Source organism: Caballeronia glathei (genome assembly GCF_000698595.1).
Lineage (GTDB): Bacteria > Pseudomonadota > Gammaproteobacteria > Burkholderiales > Burkholderiaceae > Caballeronia > Caballeronia glathei.
Map to the genome: position 1 here is coordinate 22,707 of NZ_JFHC01000032.1, position 16,108 is coordinate 38,814.

Genomic DNA, 16,108 nt, shown 5'->3' on the forward strand with positions numbered 1-16,108 from the left:
TTGATCCCCTGATCCCTGAGCCCTGATCCTTCAGGCTGCCTGTCTTGCACGCGGAGGCGAAGCGAGCACGCGCACGGTGTCGCCTTCGTTCACGCGCAGCGCGGCGGCTTCTTCGGCGGTGAGCAGGAACGTGCCGTCGTGCGGCACGCCCGCTGTCGCCCCGACGCGAAAGTCGTCGAGCGACGTATTCGACACGAGGCTGCGCGCGTCGCCCTCTTCCCCGCGCTCGCCGATGCGCACCTTCGCCAGCACGCTCTCGCGCACCGTGCGCAAGTCGGCGATGTGGCATTCGAGGACCGGGCCGGCATCGAAGATATCGACGTGGTTTTCATAGCGCAGCCCTTCCGCTTCGAGCATCTTGCGCGCGGGCGCCGTGTCCTTGTGCGTGACGCCGACCACCTTCTGCGCCGCTTCCGGCAGCAGGTCGACGTACACCGGATAGCGCGGCATCAGTTCGGCGAGAAACGACTTCTTGCCGTGCGAGCTGAGATAGTCGGCCTCGTTGAAATCGATCTGGTAGAAGTGCGAGCCGACCGCGTTCCAGAACGGCGATTCGACGCGCTCGTCGAAATGCCCGCGCAGTTCCGCGCAAAGCCGCTGCGGAAATCGTTCGCGAAACTGCGCGATGAACATGAAGCGCGAACGCGACAGCAGGCCGCCGACGCCCGCCGTGCGGTAGCGCGGGCTCAGGAAGAGCGAGCACACTTCGGCGTAGCCCGTCAGGTCGTGCGAGATGTTGAGCAGCGACATCTTGGTCCACACGCCGAGATCCTTGCTCGCATGCACGACCGTCGACACACGGTAGTTGTAGAACGGCTGCTCCAGGCCGACTTCCGTCTCGATGCCGCAGACGCCCGCGATATCGCCCGTCGCCGTGTCTTCCATCGCGAAGAGATAGCCCGCCTCGTACGGCTTCGCGACGCCCGCGAGCGTGCGGCGCGCACGTTCGACGCGCGCCGTGAGCGCTTCGCGGTCCGGCTTGAAAGTGGTGAGTCCGGGGCCCGTCTCCAGAGCGAGCGCGACGAGCGCGTCGACGTCCCCGGGCTGCACGCAACGCACGACGATCATTGCAATTCTCCCGACGCAAGATGCAACGGCACACAGCGCACCGTATCCTTTTCGTTCACGCCGAGCGCCTCGCGCATCGGCGCCGTGAGGGTCGCGCCGTCGGCGCGGGTGGGCGGCAGCGTCGCGAGCGCGCAGCGAAACGAATGCGCGCCGCCCGCGGCCACGAGGTACGGCGTGCCCGCCGACGGCACGCCGTCGTGCACGGTGCGCAACTCGTTCGTCGTGACCGACGCGCTGCGCTCCACCGCGATGGTGAGCACGGGGCCGGCGTCGAAGATATCGACGAAGCGGTCCGGCTCGAAGCCTTCCTCCAGATGGATGTCGTAGGCGAGCAGTGCGCCCTTCGCGGGCTCGCCCAGCACGCGCTGCGCTTCCGCGGGCAGGAGCGGCACATAGAGCGGATAGCTCGGCATCACTTCCGCGATGAACGTGCGGCTGCGTCCGCCCGACTCCAGCTCCACCTGCTCGAAATCGCGCCCGAAGAACTTGCGCCCGACCGCTTCCCAGAACGGCGAGACGCCCGCGTCGTCGGTCACGCCGAGCATCAGCGAGAACACCTCGTCGGAAAAGCGCTTGCGGTTCGCCGCGACGTACATCATGCGGGCGCGCGAGAGCAGGTGCGCGGCGGCGTCATCGTGCGCCTCGTCGCGCAGCGCGGGGTCGATGTAGAAGCCCGTCAGACGGCTCTTGCCCGTCAGTTCATGCGACATCGTGAGCGCGTGGATCTTGCGGTTCACCTTGAGCTCGCGCGACGCGTGGATGAGCGCGTCGTTGCGAAACGCGTAGAACGGCTCCGAGTATCCCGCTGACGCCACGATGCTCGACGTGCCGTGCAGCGCGCCCGTGTCGGTGTCCTCCAGTACGAAGAGATAGAACTCCTCGCCCGGAAAATCGACTTCGGCGCGAAACGAGTCCTCGGAAAGCGCGACGCGCGTTTCCAGCGCCCGGCGGTCGCGCGGCAGCGAGTGCAGCACGGGTTGGGCCGCGCGAGCCATCCGCTCGAGCGCGTCGAGATCGGAGAGTCTTGCCGGTCGGACGAATAGCATCATCGGTTCCAGTGTCTAGGGTTGCCAGGTACGCGGGAGAATGCGGCGGCGCCGGTTTCAGCGTGAATTTCAGCGCGCCGCAACGGCTTCGCCCGCCACTTCGGCGATTGCCTTCTCGATCCGCCTGAAGCCTTCATCGAGATCGGCTATCGGCATGATGAGCGACGGCGCGAAGCGCAGCACGTTCGGCCCCGCGATCAGCATGATCACGCCGTTCGCCGCCGCCGCGTTGAGCACGTCCTTTGCGCGGTCCTTGTAGGCATCCGCGAGCTCCGCGCCGATCAGCAGGCCCTTGCCGCGAACCTCCCTGAACATCGAGAAGCGCTCGTTGATGCGCGCGAGATGCGCGCGGATCGCCTCGCTGCGCTCGGTGACGCCCGCGAGCAGCTTCGGGTCGCTGATCAGCTCGACCACCTTTTCCGCGATCGACGCGCCAAGCGGGTTGCCGCCGTAGGTCGTGCCGTGCACGCCGACCTTGAAGTGCGAGGCGATGTCGTTCGTGGTCAGCATCGCGCCGATCGGAAAGCCGTTGCCGAGCGCCTTGGCGGTCGTCAGGATGTCCGGCGTCACGCCGTACTGCATGTACGCGTAGAGCGAGCCGGTGCGGCCGACGCCCGTCTGCACCTCGTCGAAAATAAGGAGCGCGCCGTGCTGGTCGCACGCTTCGCGCAGGCCTTCGAGAAACGCCGGATCGGCCGGCAGCACGCCGCCCTCGCCCTGGATCGGCTCGACGATCACCGCGCAGGTCTTCGCGCCGATCGCCTCGCGCGCCTTCTCGAGATCGTTGTATGGCAGATGGCGGATGCCCTGCGGCTGCGGGCCGAAGCCTTCAGCGTACTTCGGCTGTCCGCCGACGCTCACCGTGAAGAACGTGCGGCCATGGAACGACTGCGTGAACGAAATGATTTCGATCTTCTCGGGGCCGAACTTTTCGATGGCGTAACGGCGCGCGAGCTTGAGCGCGGCTTCGTTCGCTTCCGCGCCGGAGTTCGCGAAGAAAGCGCGGTCGGCGAAAGTCAGGTCGGTGAGGCGCTTCGCGAGCCGCAGCACCGGCGCGTTCGTGTAGCCGTTGCCGATGTGCCAGAGCTTCTCGCCCTGTTCGTGGAGCACCTTCAGCAGTTCCGGATGCGCGTGGCCCAGCGCCGTCACCGCGATGCCGCCTGCGAAATCGATGTAATCCTTGCCCTCGGTGTCCCAGACGCGCGAGCCGCGGCCGCGATCGGGCACGAAATTCGCCGGGGCGAATACCGGGACCATCACTTCGTCGAAGGTGCCGCGCGTTACGTTGATGTCGGTCATGAGCCACTCCTTGTCTGGGTTCAGTGCTTCGTTACTACTGATATTAGGTAATGACGCGGTTTCCGTCTTGCGCGTTCGCGACATGCTTCAGGCGGTATCGCGGGATTTTTTATGCACAAGGGAGTTCGCTGGCGCTTGGGGTTTGGGGTTCTACACCGTTTGATGCACATAGGCTCCGATGAAACTTGCTTTGTCTTTGGTCTATTAGCTGGCCCCTGTCCGGGGCGAGCTAATAGACCGCGAACAAGGCAAATTTCATAGAGGCCGAAGTGCATCAAACGGTGTAAACAACAAACCCCAACCCCCAGCGCCAGCGGCCCTCCCCTCACTCGCCTGCTTCAAGCAGCGCACCACCCCGCGGCTCATCGGATGCACCGCCGCGGTGCTTCTCGATCCAGTTGCGGCGGTCCTCGCGCGGCGTCACGCCGAAGCGGTCGCGGTACGCGTTCGAGAAGTGCGCCGCTGACGAAAATCCGCACGCAAGGCTGATCTGCACGACCGACTTGCTCGTGCGCTGCAACTGCGTGCGCGCCTTCGCGAGCCGCAGGTTGAGGTAGTACTTCGAGGGCATCGAGCCGAGGTATTGCCGAAAAAGCCGCTCGAGCTGGCGCCGCGAGATGCCCACGAGGCCCGCGATCTCGTCGGTGGCGAGCGGGTCCTCGATGTTCGCTTCCATCAGTTGCAACGCGTCGTTCAGGCGCGGATGGCGCTCGCCCGGCGCCGTGACGAACGGAATGCGCTGGCGCTCCTCGCCCGCGCGCAGCACGCCGATGCCGAGCGAGTCCGCAATCCGCTCCGCAAGGTCGCGCCCGTGCTCGCGCGCAATCATCGCAAGCATGAAGTCGACGCTTGCCTGGCCGCCCGCGCACGTCGCGCGGTCGCGGTCGATTTCGAAGATCTGCTGCGTAACGATGGAACGCTCGAACTCCTCCGCGAACTGCTGGTAGGTTTCCCAGTTCACCGCGACGCGATAGGCGCTCAACTGGCCCGCCATCGCAAGCCACCACACGCCGTGGTGGATGCCGGTGACAAGCGGCGTGCGGGTCGCAACCCGCGCGAGGCTCGCGAGAAAGAGCCGGTAGTCGGCGAACTGCTGATAGCGCTCGGAGACGACGATCAGCCAGTCGCATCTGACGGCGTCGCCGAAGGCGGCGTCGGCCGGAAGCTGCGCGCCGCCCGTGAGCGGCACCGGGCGGCCGTCCCACGAGCAGATGGTCCAGTCGTAGAGCAGATGGCCGTCGATCTCGTTCGCGAGATGCAGGCTGTCGACGATCGGCCCGATACCGCTCATCGAACAGGGCGGCAAGGCGACGATCGCGACCTGCAATGGCTTCGGCGCCGCGCCCGGATTGACGCTCACCGCGTTACTTGAGGCTGCCGGAGAGGAACTGCCTGAGCCGCTCGCTCTTCGGCGCGCTCAGCACGTCGGCGGGCGCGCCCTCTTCCTCGGTGCGGCCCTGATGCAGGAACATCACGTGATTCGACACGTTGCGCGCGAAGCCCATCTCGTGCGTCACGACGATCATCGTGCGGCCTTCCTCCGCGAGCTTCTGCATCACCTTCAGCACTTCGCCGACGAGTTCCGGGTCGAGCGCGGAGGTGGGCTCGTCGAACAGCATCACGTCCGGATGCATCGCGAGCGCGCGGGCGATGGCGACGCGCTGCTGCTGCCCGCCCGACAAATGCGACGGATACTGCTTCTCCATGCGCGGCGCGAGCCCGACCTTCTCCAGATACGTGCGCGCACGCTCCTCGGCTTCCTTCTTCGAGAGGCCGAGCACGTGCATGGGCGCTTCCATCACGTTCTCGATGGCCGTCATGTGCGACCACAGGTTGAAGTGCTGGAAGACCATCGCGAGCTTGGTGCGCACGCGCTGCAACTGCTTGTGATCGGCGACGTCGAGATTGCCCGCACGGTCGGCTTTCGTGCGCACGGTCTCGCCGTCGACGACGATCTGCCCCGCGTTCGGCTTTTCCAGAAAATTGATGCAGCGCAGGAACGTGCTCTTTCCCGAGCCGCTCGCGCCGATGATGCTGATCACATCGCCGGCCTTGGCCGCAAGCGAAACGCCCTTGAGCACTTCGTTGTCGCCGTAGCGCTTGTGAATGTCCTGCGCGACGAGTTTCGTCGCGACGTCTTTGGCGGTTGGCTCCAACTCATCTCTCCCGGGGTGACATGTGGTCCTGCATTTCGACACTGCGAATTCTAGCCGTACATCAGCGGCGGCCGGCGCCGAGATAGCCCAGCCAGCGCTTTTCCGCCCGCCTGAACGCCGCGACGAGCGCGAACGAGATCGCCAGGTACATCAGCGCGGCGATCCCGAACGATTCGAACGACTGGTACGTCGCCGAATTGGCGTCGCGCGCGACCTTCAGGATATCCGGCACGGTCGCCGTGAACGCGACGGTGGTCGCGTGCAGCATCAGGATCACTTCGTTACTGTACAGCGGCAATGAGCGGCGCAGGGCGGACGGCAGGATCACGCGGCGGTACATCGTGAACCAGCCCATGCCGTAGGCGCGCGCCGCCTCGACCTCGCCGTGCGGAATCGCGCGGATCGCGCCGGCGAAGATCTCGGTCGTATAGGCGCAGGTGTTGAGAGCGAACGCGAGGATCGCGCAATTGAAGCCGCTGCGGAAAAACGCGTCCAGCAGCGAATGCGTGCGCACGAACTCAAGGCTGTACATGCCGGTATAGAGCAGCAGCAACTGCACATAGAGCGGCGTGCCGCGAAACACGTAGGTGTAGAAGCGCACCGGCGTGGAAACCCAGCGGTTTCGCGACACCCGCGCGCACGCGAGCGGCACCGCCGCGACGAAGCCGAGCGCAATCGACGCGACCAGCAGCCACAGCGTGACGACGAGGCCCGATGCGCGCATTCCGTCGGAATAGAGAAACGGTCGCCAGTATTCGGCAAGGATCTGGATCATGACGGGCCCCGGTTACAGTTCAGCGTGCCGCACGCCGATGGAATAGCGGCGTTCGAGCATCATCAGCACGATGTTCGAAGCGGTGGTGATGACGAGATACGCGAGCGCCGCGATCAGGATGAAGAAGAACATGTTGAAGGTGCTCTTGCCCGCGTCCTGCGCGGCCTTGACGATATCGGCGAGGCCGATGATCGACACGAGCGCCGTCGCCTTCACGAGCACCTGCCAGTTGTTGCCGATGCCCGGCAGCGCAAAGCGCATCATCTGCGGAAACATGATGCGGCCGAACACGCGCATGCCGCTCATGCCGTACGCGCTGCCCGCTTCGAGCTGGCCGCGCGGCACGGAGAGAAACGCGCCGCGAAACGTCTCGGTGAAATAGGCGCCGTAGATGAAGCCGAGCGTGAGCACGCCGGCGGTGAACGGATCGATGTCGAACTGCGGGAGGCCGAATGCGTCGGTGAGGTTGTTTATCGCGATCTGGATGCTGTAGAAGAGCAGCAGCATCAGGACGAGATCGGGCACCGAGCGGATCAGCGTGGTGTAGGCGGTGGCGATGCCGCGCAGGAACGCATGCCGGGACAGCTTCGCGCTCGCGCCGAAGAGGCCCAGCACGACCGATACCGCGAGGGAAAGCACCGCGAGGGCGATGGTCTGTTTGGCGCCCGCGAGAAGCAGCGGGCCATAGCCGTATAGGAACACGTGCGTCTCCGTCTGGATATGAATCGGCGTCGGCTGGATTCAAGCGGTTTCCAGCGATTGGCGCCGATAGTCGCAGGCGAAAATCAATTGCTCAAATGCGGCGGGACCGTTTTATTGCGGCGCAACACGAGGCGCGGCACGCCGCAGCCGGGCGCAATCACGCTTGCGACAAGGCTCGCGCCCGGTGGCAATCATGAAAACCCGAACACGCGCGGCGGCGTGAATTCGCAGGTTTTTGGTCGCTTTTTCGATAGAACGCGGCGCCCCTCAGCGGCCGTCCGCCTCGCCCGGGAGTTTGTCGCCGGCGGGCGCGGCCGCCCGCACGAGCTGCGCCACCCGGCCGTTCGCGAGCGCGATTTCAGGGCTGTCCTGCAACAACGGCAGGTATTGTTGCGCGAACTCGGCGCTGCGCGTCTTCGCCGTGAACATCGCGACGACCGCCGAGGCGATCTCGATACGCCCCGCCGCCGTGGCCTCCTTGTCGTCGAGGACGTCGTCGAGCGCGGCGATCAGCGTGGAAAGCGGCGACAGCCAGCGATAGGCCGTGCCGTTGATCACGATCTGCAGGAATTCTCCCGGCGACACCGGCCCGAACTCGGCCTCGTGCCGCGCGCGCAGTTCGCCGAGCACGCTGCGGTGCAGCGCGAGAAGCGGATGGCGCACGTCGTTGAGAAAGGTCGTGGCGGCTTGATCGTTCATGGCGGTGGCTCGTCGGTGAAGAGGGATGACATGACAAGTCATGACAGATGCGTCCGCGCGCGCGGATTTCAATGCCGGCTCAGGCGCCGCGCGTCCTGCCCGCGTAGCGGATGAATTCGGCGGCGGTAAGCGGCGGCGAAAAGAGCCAGCCCTGGCCGAACTGCGCGCCGCGCGCATGCAGGTAGATCGCCTGCTCCTCGCGCTCGATGCCCTCCGCGACCACCTGCACCTCGAGCGTCGCCGCCATCTCGATGATATGCGACGCCACGCTGCTCGATGCCGCGTCCTGCCCGATCGTATCGACGAACGACTTGTCGATCTTGAGCCCGTCGACGCGAAAGTTCTGCAGATGCGACAGGCTCGAATAGCCGGTGCCGAAGTCGTCGATATAGACCGGGTGGCCCGCCTCGCGAAACGCGCTGATCACTTCCTTCGCGGCCTCGGCGTCGAGAAAGCCGCGCTCGGTCGCCTCGATGCGGATCTGGTCCGGCTTCACGCCCTGCTCGGCGACGGCGGGCCTGAGATTGTCGAGAAAGCGCGGCGTGGTGAGATCGATCGCGCTCAGGTTGATCGACACGTAATACTCGCGATAGCGCGTGAGAAATTCGCCCAGTTCGAGCAGCACGGTGTCGAGCACCTGGTCGGTGATCGCCTGGATCAGCCCGCCGTGCTCGGCAAGCGGGATGAAGTCGTCGGGACGCACGATGCGGTCGTGGTGCTTCCAGCGCACGAGCGCCTCCGCGCCCACGCAGCGGCGCGTCGCGAGATCGACGATCGGCTGGTACGCGACGATGAACTCGTGGCGGCGCACAGCGTCGGTCAGCTGGCCGCGCGGCGACATCCGCTGCACGATGAGATACGCCACCCAGCACGCGAGCGCGATGCCGGTCGCGACGCCGCCGAAGAGCCATCCCCACGGCAGGCTGCGGATGCGCTCGGGCAGCGCCTGGCGCGGCGCGCTCACGACGACGGCGAGCGGCATCGATGTCGAACGGCGCACGACGTAGGGAGTGGTGCAGCGCACGCCGTCGTCGGGACGGCGGTAGAGCGCGAGCAGGCGCGAGGGATCGGCGCTCGGCGTCGTCGCGATCACGCGGCTCGCCTGCGTATTGATGATGCCGAGGCCGCTCGCGGTGCCGTCGACGTAGGCCGCCGGATCGGCTGCGACGTAGGAGCCGCTGCGCCCCAGCACGAGCGACGTCTCGCCGCCCGGCAGATGCAGCGGGCCGAACCACGCGCTCAGGCCGTCGCTGCCGCGCCAGTCGGGCGGCGGCAGGCGCTCTGCGTCGGGCGATGCCGCCTCCGGCCCGTGCGCGCCGCGCAGCGACGAGCATTGCAGGCGGCCGTCGTTCCCGTAGGCGCCGGCATCGCGCACCTGCCGGTGCATCAATGCGATGCGGCGAAGCTCCGTCAGGTACGAGGCCGTGCACGGCTCGCCCGCCACGCGCGCGATTTCCGCGAGCGCGCTCGACAGGCTTCGTGTGACGTCTTCTGCGCGCGCGAGCGCGGCATCGGCGACTCTGCTGAGCCGCTCGGTCTCGTCGAGCCGCAGGCTGCGTTGCGCAAGGATAAAGCCCGCTGCCGCCGGCGCAAGCGCCGCGGCCAGCACGACGACGACCAGAAGCGCCGCCAGTCCCCCGCGTTGTAGTTTGTTCATTGCGTGTTGTCGCCCGGCGCCGCGTCGCGTCTTCGGCACAACGCGCGCGCCGCTGAAATGCCATCCCGTACGTATCCCGTCGCGCTCGTCGCGCGCGCCAGGCGTGCCCGACAGGCATCCGATACGTACCCGATCCGTACCCTTTCGCGCGTTCCCCCAGCGTGAATCCGGCCCGTTCGCAGCTTTGTGCAAACGACCTAGTGTAGAGGGCCGCCGGGCCGTGGCTCAACGCTTTCTTTTATTGAAAGCATGGCTGTTTGGTGGTCTGCCGCACGGCCGCCGCGACGTTTTTTTGCGTGCGAATCAGAGTGCGCGGGACGGTTCGCCGGACAGTGGGCCGGACGGGTGCGGAACGGGCGCAGAACGGGCGCCGGGTGTGCGCTGGCAACGCGCCGGCGTGCGAAAATCGGCACCTCCACGATGCAAGCGCGCGTCTCACGCTTCAGGAATCGCTCCGATGACCACCCGCACCGCAAACGAGCCCGCCCGCCCCGTCGTGCGCGACGCACGCCCCGCCGACTTCGACGCCATCGCCAGAATCTATGCGCACTACGTGGAGAACGCGCTCGCGACGTTCGAGGAAATCGCGCCCGCCGTCGACGAAATGCGCGCGCGCCACGCGTCGATCACCGGCGCCGGCCTGCCCTACGTCGTCGCCGAGTTGGAGGGCGCGGTGGTCGGCTATACCTATGCGACGGCGTACCGGGCGCGCTCGGCGTATCGTCACACGATCGAGGACTCGGTCTATATCGCCGACGGCTTCAACGGACGCGGCATCGGGCTCGCGCTCCTCTCGGCGTTGATCGCGCGCTGCGAAGCGGGGCCGTGGCGCCAGATGATCGCGGTGATCGGCAACAGCGGCAACGCGGGCTCGATCGCGCTCCATGCGCGGCTCGGGTTCGAGCACGTCGGCGTGCTGCGCAACGTCGGGTTCAAGCATGGCAGGTGGGTCGATACGGTGCTGATGCAGCGGCCGCTCGGGGCGGCTTCGGCGGAGGCGGCCGCGTGAAGGCGGCTGCGGCGCCTTCCGATCCGGTTCCGCGCACGCGCTGAAGGCCGCTCCCCGCGCGATGGCGCCGCTTGCAAGAGCGCATCGCCGGGAATATGTACCGCGCGGCGTGCGCCCCTTTCCCGTTACCATTTCAGCTTCGCCGTCCATCCAGCGCGTTTTCCAGTTGCCAACCTACACGCTTGCCGCCCCCGTCACCGCCGAAATCGACATCCGCAAGAGCCGGTTCATCGCGCTCGCGATTCCCGTTGCGGACCGCGCCGCCGCGATGGCCCGGCTCGAATCGCTGCGCGCCGAGCATCCGGCGGCGACGCACGTCTGCTGGGCGCTGCTCGCGGGCGGCCAGTCGGGCATGTCGGACGACGGCGAGCCGTCCGGCACCGCCGGGCGTCCCATTCTCGAAGTGCTGCGGCATCACGAAGTCGACGGCGTGCTGGCCGCCGTCGTGCGCTACTACGGCGGCATCAAGCTCGGCGCGGGCGGGCTCGTGCGCGCCTACACCGACGCGATCGCAACCGCGATGCAGGCCGCCGAGCGCATCGAGCGCGTCGCGCGGGGCACACTGCGGGTGCAGACCGATTACGCGGACGAAGCGCGCGTGCGCCGCTGGATCGAGCAGGAAAACGGCGAACTGGTCGAGATCGCGTACGACATGGGCGTGCGGCTCGTGATCCGCGTTCCGCTCGCGTCGCGCGAGAAGGCCGCGGCCGAGTTGCGCGACCTCACCCACGGCCGCGCGACGATCGCGCTCGACGCATGACGGGCGCATGCGAGGCCACCCCATGACCGGCCGCCGCTTCACACTGCGCATCGAGCCGCTCGCGCGCACCGTCGAGGTGGCCGGAGACGCGTCGCTGCTCGAAGCCGCGTCGCAGGCGGGCATCCGTCTGCCGAGTTCGTGCCGCAACGGCACGTGCCGCGCGTGCCTGTGCCGGCTGAGTTCCGGCGAAGTGCGCTACCGGATCGAATGGCCGGGACTTGCCGCTGACGAAAAGGCGGACGGCTGGATTTTGCCGTGCGTCGCCGTCGCCGCATCGGACGTGACGATCGAGCAGCCCGCGGCGTCCGAGGAAACTGCTGCCGCCCGCCGGGTGAACTCCCGCGGCTTCTGATTCCGTTCTTTGCACATTCCTTTCAGCGGACGCGGGTAATTCAGGATTGTCGTCTCTATTCAACGACCTACGATGTGATTCCCGAGCGTCGGCACGTGATGGTCGACTCGAGCCCGTGCCGTTCGGCTCTCAAAAAGTGTACAATTGCCCTTTGCCCTAATTTCTGGCAGGGCCAGATCAACCGAGAACTCAATGACTAAAGTACTGTTGAAAGAGAACGAGCCTTTCGACGTCGCCATGCGTCGGTTTCGCCGTACCGTGGAGCGCACGGGCCTGATTCAGGAACTCAAATCGCGCATGGCTTACGAAAAGCCCACCACCGAGCGCAAGCGCAAGAAAGCTGCTGCTGTCGCTCGTCTGCGCAAGCAGATCCGCCGCGCGCAATTGCCGAAAAAGTTTTATTGATGCACGACACGCGTAATCGCTGATCCCGATCAGGCAGAGCGCGGCCGAGCGAAACAGCAGCCGGTCTGCTGACTGCGCCGCCGCATCGATACAGCGATTTGCGTGAATGCCCGCCCTGCCCGCGGCTCGACGCAGCGGCGTGCCCCGAAGCATGGCTTCATGCATTACAGCGACACGGCAAGTTCATCGCGATAGCGGTTCGTACGCCGATCGTCGCGCATCAACGAATGACGAATACAAAAAGCCTGCATGACTTCGCGTCATGCAGGCTTTTCGTGCTTTGGGTATCGGCTTTTGCGGGAATTTACTCGTTCTGATTATTCGCCCACCGTACTTTAGCTTCGCACGACATACGAACACGCGACGCAAAAACAAAAAGCCCGGCGAGCCGGGCTTTTTGTTTGAAAACTTGGTTGCGGGGGTAGGATTTGAACCTACGACCTTCGGGTTATGAGCCCGACGAGCTGCCAGACTGCTCCACCCCGCGTCTGAAGAATTAAAGTATAGCTGAAAAGCGCGATTCAGGTCAAACGAAGATTGGCGTTTTCCCTGATGCCGGCATCGACGGGGAGCCGCAGCGATCCGAAGATCGAGCGCCGATCACGTTGCCGGACGGCGAACGAACGCAAGCATGATGCCGAAGCCGATCATCAGCGTTCCGCTCACGCGGTTGAACCACTTGAAGCCCCGGGCGCCGTTCGCAACCGACCCGAGCCGCGCGCCCAGCGCCGCATAAACCGCGATGGCAACGAGTTCGAGCACCAGAAACGTGACGCCCAGCACGGTAAAGCTCGTCGCATAGGCGGAGCGGTCGACGAATTGCGGGAAGAACGCGGTAAAAACGAGAATCGCCTTCGGATTGCCCGCCGCCACCAGAAACTCCTGCTTCGCAAGCTTCGCGAGGGGCGTCGGCGCATGCGGCGCGCCGTCGCCGTTTGCGTGCGCGACGAGCGCCGGCCCCGAGCGGATCAGCTTGATGCCGATCCACACCAGATAAGCCGCGCCGCCGAACTTGATCAGCGTGAAAAGCGTCTGCGAAGCCATCAGGAGCGCGCCGAGCCCGAGTCCCGCGATCGCGATCATGATCGCGAAGGCGACGAGCCGCCCGGCCGACGCGAGCACCGACGTGCGCACGCCCTCGCGCGCGCCGTTCGACAGCGAGAGCACGTTGTTGGGCCCGAAGGCCATGTTGATGGCGAAGCACGCCGGCACGAACAGCGAAAAGGTCTGCAGCGACATCCGCGTCACCTTCGATAGCGCAAAAGAATCAAGCCGTTACGCTACCAGATTCGCGTGCGCGTGCCGAGGGCCGGCGCGCGCTCAGAAGCGATGCCGGATGCCCATCGCCACCATCAGCTGGTTGTTGCCGCTCGCCGGGTCGTTGGTGTTGATCACCGCCGGCGCGCCCGACGAGGCCCGCTGATAGATCGACTCCAGATACACGTCGGTGCGCTTCGACAGCAGATAGTCCACCTGCACGGCGCCCTGATGCCAGTGCACACCGCTGCCGTTCGTGTAGTTGTACATGCCGGCGAGCGCGATGGCCGGCGTCAGTTGATACGTCGCGTTGATTTCGTAGTTGTTCAGCGCGATCGACGAAGCCGGGTCGCCGGTATCCGCATTGGTCACGCCGGAGTTGATCGAGCGCGAAAAAGCGCCCGCCACCGTGAGTTCGCCGATCACGTAGCTCGCGCCGACGCCGAACGTGTTCTGGCGCTGAACGTTCGCGCTGAAGACCGTCCGGTCGGGGCCGGGCAGGTTGAGCGGCTCGTATGCGCCGCCCGCGGTGTTGCCGCGCCCATTGTTGTGCAGATAGGCGGCGCCCGCGGAGAACGGACCCAGCGAGTAGTTGGCGCCGACGCTCCACGCGCGGTTGTTCGCAAACTGCCCCGCCTCATTCGAGAACGCGTACAGGCCGCCGAAACTGAAGCCGGCGTACGTCTCGCTCGTGTATTTGATCGAGTTCGACGCGAGAAACGAGTTGTTCGCGTTGTCGTTGTCGAAGGGATGCGCGAACGCCGTGCCGCCCGTGCCGCCGGTGAGCGTGAAGGGGGCGAAGTAGTCGTGGATCGAATCGTACTGATGGCCGAGCGTGATCGTGCCGAGCGTGTCGGTGCCGAGCCCGACGTAGTACGGATGATCGTTGAAGCCCTCGCCCGTCGCGATCGAGAAGCCGCGCTCGAGCTTGAAGACCGCCTTCATGCCGCCGCCGAGGTCCTCGGTGCCTTCCAGGCCCCAGAAGCTGCCGTCGATCACGCCCGTCGTGAACTTGTAGAGCGCGTGATCGGCAACGTTGTTGACATAGGCCAATCCGCCGTCGATTTCGCCGTAAAGCGTTACCGAGCTTTGCGCCGATGCCGCGCCGCTCGCGAGCGCGAGGGAGCAGGCGCACAAGGCCGTCATGCCATTGCCGTTCCTGAGGCGGTTATGCATGGTTCGTTCTCCAGTTGTTAACAACGTGAATACGAGAGACAGGCACCTGTAATGATAGTGATTGTCATTTGGAGATAAGCCGCCGGCAACGAGAATCCTTCGCATTTCAACGTTTTCGCGGCTTCGACGCTTCGCGATTCCCAAATTCGTTGCTTGCACGCATCAGACGCTCGATTCATAGGACGATTGACGCGCAATCGGAGGGGCGAAACGCCCGCTTTTTGCGCGGCCGGACGGCTGCGCGGCTCGCGAGTAAGATCACGGCTTTCCCCGACTGGATCAGGCACCGGCATGAACAAACCCATCACGAAGGCAATCGTCACCGGACACACGCGCGGACTGGGCGCGGCGCTCGCGGAGTACCTTCTGTCGCTCGATATCCCCGTGCTCGCGCTGTCGCGCTCGCGCAACCCGGCGCTCGCCGCGCGGCATGCGGGCAGGCTCGAAGAAGCGGAGCTGGATCTCGCCGATCTGGCGGGCCTCGAAACGTGGCTCGCCGGCGACGGTCTGCGCCGCTTTGTCGCGGGCGCTCGGACCGTCTTGCTCGTCAACAACGCCGGCATGCTTCAGCCGGTCGGTCCGATCGAGGGCCAGGACGCGGGCGCGATCGCGCGCGCCGTGAGCGTGAACGTGGCGGCGCCGCTGATGCTCGCGAGCGCGCTCGCGGCGGCGAGCGGCGAGGCGCAGGACCGGCGCATCGTCCATGTGTCGAGCGGCGCGGCGCGCAACGCGTATCCCGGCTGGAGCATCTATTGCGCGACGAAGGCCGCGCTCGATCATCACGCCCGCGCGGTCGCGCTCGACCCGAACCGCGCGCTGCGCATCTGCAGCGTGGCGCCGGGCGTGATCGATACGGACATGCAGGCCGAGATCCGCGCAACGGGCCTCGACCGCTTTCCGCAGCGCGAACGGTTCGAAGCGCTGAAAAACGAGGGCCGCCTCGCGACGCCCGACCAGGCGGCGAAAAAGCTCGTGGACTACGCATTGAGCGACGCGTTCGGCACGACGCCTGTCGCGGATGTTCGCGAGCTCGCCTGAACTCAGGCCGGCGCGCCGGCCCGAACAGCCTGAAGCGCCTGGCGCGACAGGACATCGGCGCTCGCGTTCCCGCCGCGCGGAATCCAGTGGAGGCGGACATCGCCGAGCTCACCGATCAGCCGCCGGGCATGCTCCGCATGCCCGGCGAGCACGGATGAGCCCGTGTCGCTGTCGCGCCGCACGTCGTCGATGACGACGCGGCTGTCGCCATAGATCACGAGCCTCGCCGGGCGCACGCGCAACGCGGCTTCGAGCACCGAGATGAGCGCGAGGTACTCGGCCTTGCTGCTGTCGCCGTGCCCGGCGGCGGCGCTGATTGCCACGACCTCGCCCTCCGGGCTCTGCAGCACGCCGCCGATGCCGATGCGCCCCGGATTCGGCAGCGCCGAGCCGTCGAACCACGCGAGCCACGCGCCCGGCGGATGGTCATGCCGCCCGGCGGGCGCGCGCGAACGCGACCTGCGCTCCCCGCGCGCGACGAGCGCCGCGTGCGCCCTCGCTTTTGCCGCCTTGCGCGCGTGCACCAGATCGCCCAGCGACTGGACGCCCGCCGCCTTCTCCAGCGTTTTCACGAGCGCGTCGTGCGCGGATATCGACCCGCCCTTCGCGAGGCGCCGGCTGAGCGCGCGCTCCTTCTTGTAGGCGATGGCAAGCAGCTCTTCGAAAGCGATCATGGGCGCGCGCGTAATGGACGAACGCCGAGCTTAGC

17 protein-coding genes and 1 tRNA gene are annotated in these 16,108 nt (G+C 66.2%); 5 read left to right on the top strand and 13 right to left on the bottom strand.

Going from position 1 to position 16,108, the window contains the following annotated elements:
• Positions 1-30: 30 nt before the first annotated feature.
• The 9 genes from astA to BG61_RS20085 all read right to left on the bottom strand — a co-directional run bounded on the left by astA (position 31) and on the right by BG61_RS20085 (position 9,402).
• On the bottom strand, positions 31-1,068 hold the full coding sequence (gene astA / locus BG61_RS20045; protein ID WP_035924486.1) for an arginine N-succinyltransferase: 1,038 nt from the start codon (positions 1,066-1,068) through the stop codon (positions 31-33).
• Positions 1,065-2,114 carry an arginine/ornithine succinyltransferase subunit alpha gene (gene aruF / locus BG61_RS20050; RefSeq protein ID WP_035924555.1) on the bottom strand — a complete coding sequence of 350 codons (1,050 nt, stop codon included), beginning with the start codon at positions 2,112-2,114 and terminating at the stop codon, positions 1,065-1,067. The genes astA and aruF overlap by 4 nt, the downstream gene beginning before the upstream one ends.
• A 69-nt stretch (positions 2,115-2,183) precedes the next feature.
• Positions 2,184-3,413, bottom strand: a complete 1,230-nt coding sequence (locus BG61_RS20055; RefSeq protein WP_035924484.1) for an aspartate aminotransferase family protein — start codon at positions 3,411-3,413, stop codon at positions 2,184-2,186.
• Between the two features lie 325 nt (positions 3,414-3,738).
• Positions 3,739-4,704: a GlxA family transcriptional regulator gene (locus BG61_RS20060; RefSeq protein ID WP_232255944.1), complete on the bottom strand. Its 966-nt coding sequence runs from the start codon at positions 4,702-4,704 to the stop codon at positions 3,739-3,741.
• Between the two features lie 73 nt (positions 4,705-4,777).
• Positions 4,778-5,569 (bottom strand): ABC transporter ATP-binding protein, encoded by a 792-nt coding sequence (locus BG61_RS20065; protein WP_035924480.1) that lies wholly within the window; start codon positions 5,567-5,569, stop codon positions 4,778-4,780.
• A 61-nt stretch (positions 5,570-5,630) separates the two neighbouring features.
• Positions 5,631-6,344: an ABC transporter permease gene (locus BG61_RS20070; RefSeq protein ID WP_035924478.1), complete on the bottom strand. Its 714-nt coding sequence runs from the start codon at positions 6,342-6,344 to the stop codon at positions 5,631-5,633.
• A gap of 12 nt (positions 6,345-6,356) precedes the next feature.
• Positions 6,357-7,046, bottom strand: a complete 690-nt coding sequence (locus tag BG61_RS20075; protein ID WP_035924475.1) for an ABC transporter permease — start codon at positions 7,044-7,046, stop codon at positions 6,357-6,359.
• Between the two features lie 267 nt (positions 7,047-7,313).
• Positions 7,314-7,745, bottom strand: a complete 432-nt coding sequence (locus BG61_RS20080) for a hypothetical protein (RefSeq protein WP_035924471.1) — start codon at positions 7,743-7,745, stop codon at positions 7,314-7,316.
• Positions 7,746-7,824: 79 nt separating this feature from the next.
• Positions 7,825-9,402: an EAL domain-containing protein gene (locus BG61_RS20085; protein ID WP_035924551.1), complete on the bottom strand. Its 1,578-nt coding sequence runs from the start codon at positions 9,400-9,402 to the stop codon at positions 7,825-7,827.
• A 457-nt stretch (positions 9,403-9,859) separates the two neighbouring features.
• Here BG61_RS20085 and BG61_RS20090 point away from each other — a divergent pair, with 457 nt between their 5' ends.
• From BG61_RS20090 to rpsU, 4 genes are all read left to right on the top strand, one after another.
• Entirely contained in the window at positions 9,860-10,411 is a 552-nt protein-coding gene (locus BG61_RS20090) for a GNAT family N-acetyltransferase (protein ID WP_035924470.1), read from the top strand.
• Positions 10,412-10,577: 166 nt separating this feature from the next.
• The gene (locus BG61_RS20095; RefSeq protein WP_035924467.1) at positions 10,578-11,171 is read left to right on the top strand and encodes an IMPACT family protein; all 594 of its coding nucleotides are present in this window, start codon (positions 10,578-10,580) and stop codon (positions 11,169-11,171) included.
• Positions 11,172-11,193: 22 nt separating this feature from the next.
• On the top strand, positions 11,194-11,523 hold the full coding sequence (locus tag BG61_RS20100; protein ID WP_035924465.1) for a 2Fe-2S iron-sulfur cluster-binding protein: 330 nt from the start codon (positions 11,194-11,196) through the stop codon (positions 11,521-11,523).
• 192 nt (positions 11,524-11,715) lie between these two features.
• A complete protein-coding gene (gene rpsU / locus BG61_RS20105; protein ID WP_006999077.1) occupies positions 11,716-11,928 on the top strand; it encodes a 30S ribosomal protein S21 in 213 nt (70 codons plus the stop codon).
• A gap of 410 nt (positions 11,929-12,338) precedes the next feature.
• Here the strand turns inward: rpsU and BG61_RS20110 are convergent.
• The 3 genes from BG61_RS20110 to BG61_RS20120 form a co-directional block, all read right to left on the bottom strand.
• Positions 12,339-12,415, bottom strand: a tRNA-Met gene (locus BG61_RS20110).
• 113 nt (positions 12,416-12,528) lie between these two features.
• Positions 12,529-13,167 (bottom strand): LysE family translocator, encoded by a 639-nt coding sequence (locus tag BG61_RS20115; RefSeq protein WP_035924459.1) that lies wholly within the window; start codon positions 13,165-13,167, stop codon positions 12,529-12,531.
• A gap of 81 nt (positions 13,168-13,248) precedes the next feature.
• Complete coding sequence (locus tag BG61_RS20120; RefSeq protein WP_035924548.1) at positions 13,249-14,331, bottom strand: porin; 1,083 nt, start codon at positions 14,329-14,331, stop codon at positions 13,249-13,251.
• A gap of 321 nt (positions 14,332-14,652) precedes the next feature.
• Between BG61_RS20120 and BG61_RS20125 the strand changes: the two genes are divergently transcribed.
• Positions 14,653-15,399 carry an SDR family oxidoreductase gene (locus tag BG61_RS20125; protein ID WP_035924456.1) on the top strand — a complete coding sequence of 249 codons (747 nt, stop codon included), beginning with the start codon at positions 14,653-14,655 and terminating at the stop codon, positions 15,397-15,399.
• Positions 15,400-15,401: 2 nt separating this feature from the next.
• On the opposite strand, the gene BG61_RS20130 is transcribed toward BG61_RS20125, so the two are convergent.
• Positions 15,402-16,073 (bottom strand): ribonuclease HI family protein, encoded by a 672-nt coding sequence (locus BG61_RS20130; protein WP_035924453.1) that lies wholly within the window; start codon positions 16,071-16,073, stop codon positions 15,402-15,404.
• Between the last annotated feature and the right edge of the window lie 35 nt (positions 16,074-16,108).

Bases quoted from the DNA above. Each gene is read 5' to 3' on its own strand.
- BG61_RS20090 (WP_035924470.1), top strand. From the start codon at position 9,860: ATGACCACCCGCACCGCAAACGAGCCCGCCCGCCCCGTCGTGCGCGAC.
- BG61_RS20085 (WP_035924551.1), bottom strand. From the start codon at position 9,402: ATGAACAAACTACAACGCGGGGGACTGGCGGCGCTTCTGGTCGTCGTC.
- rpsU (WP_006999077.1), top strand. From the start codon at position 11,716: ATGACTAAAGTACTGTTGAAAGAGAACGAGCCTTTCGACGTCGCCATG.
- astA (WP_035924486.1), bottom strand. From the start codon at position 1,068: ATGATCGTCGTGCGTTGCGTGCAGCCCGGGGACGTCGACGCGCTCGTC.
- BG61_RS20100 (WP_035924465.1), top strand. From the start codon at position 11,194: ATGACCGGCCGCCGCTTCACACTGCGCATCGAGCCGCTCGCGCGCACC.
- BG61_RS20125 (WP_035924456.1), top strand. From the start codon at position 14,653: ATGAACAAACCCATCACGAAGGCAATCGTCACCGGACACACGCGCGGA.
- BG61_RS20130 (WP_035924453.1), bottom strand. From the start codon at position 16,073: ATGATCGCTTTCGAAGAGCTGCTTGCCATCGCCTACAAGAAGGAGCGC.
- BG61_RS20055 (WP_035924484.1), bottom strand. From the start codon at position 3,413: ATGACCGACATCAACGTAACGCGCGGCACCTTCGACGAAGTGATGGTC.
- BG61_RS20070 (WP_035924478.1), bottom strand. From the start codon at position 6,344: ATGATCCAGATCCTTGCCGAATACTGGCGACCGTTTCTCTATTCCGAC.
- BG61_RS20120 (WP_035924548.1), bottom strand. From the start codon at position 14,331: ATGACGGCCTTGTGCGCCTGCTCCCTCGCGCTCGCGAGCGGCGCGGCA.
- BG61_RS20115 (WP_035924459.1), bottom strand. From the start codon at position 13,167: ATGTCGCTGCAGACCTTTTCGCTGTTCGTGCCGGCGTGCTTCGCCATC.
- BG61_RS20080 (WP_035924471.1), bottom strand. From the start codon at position 7,745: ATGAACGATCAAGCCGCCACGACCTTTCTCAACGACGTGCGCCATCCG.
- aruF (WP_035924555.1), bottom strand. From the start codon at position 2,114: ATGCTATTCGTCCGACCGGCAAGACTCTCCGATCTCGACGCGCTCGAG.
- BG61_RS20060 (WP_232255944.1), bottom strand. From the start codon at position 4,704: ATGAGCGGTATCGGGCCGATCGTCGACAGCCTGCATCTCGCGAACGAG.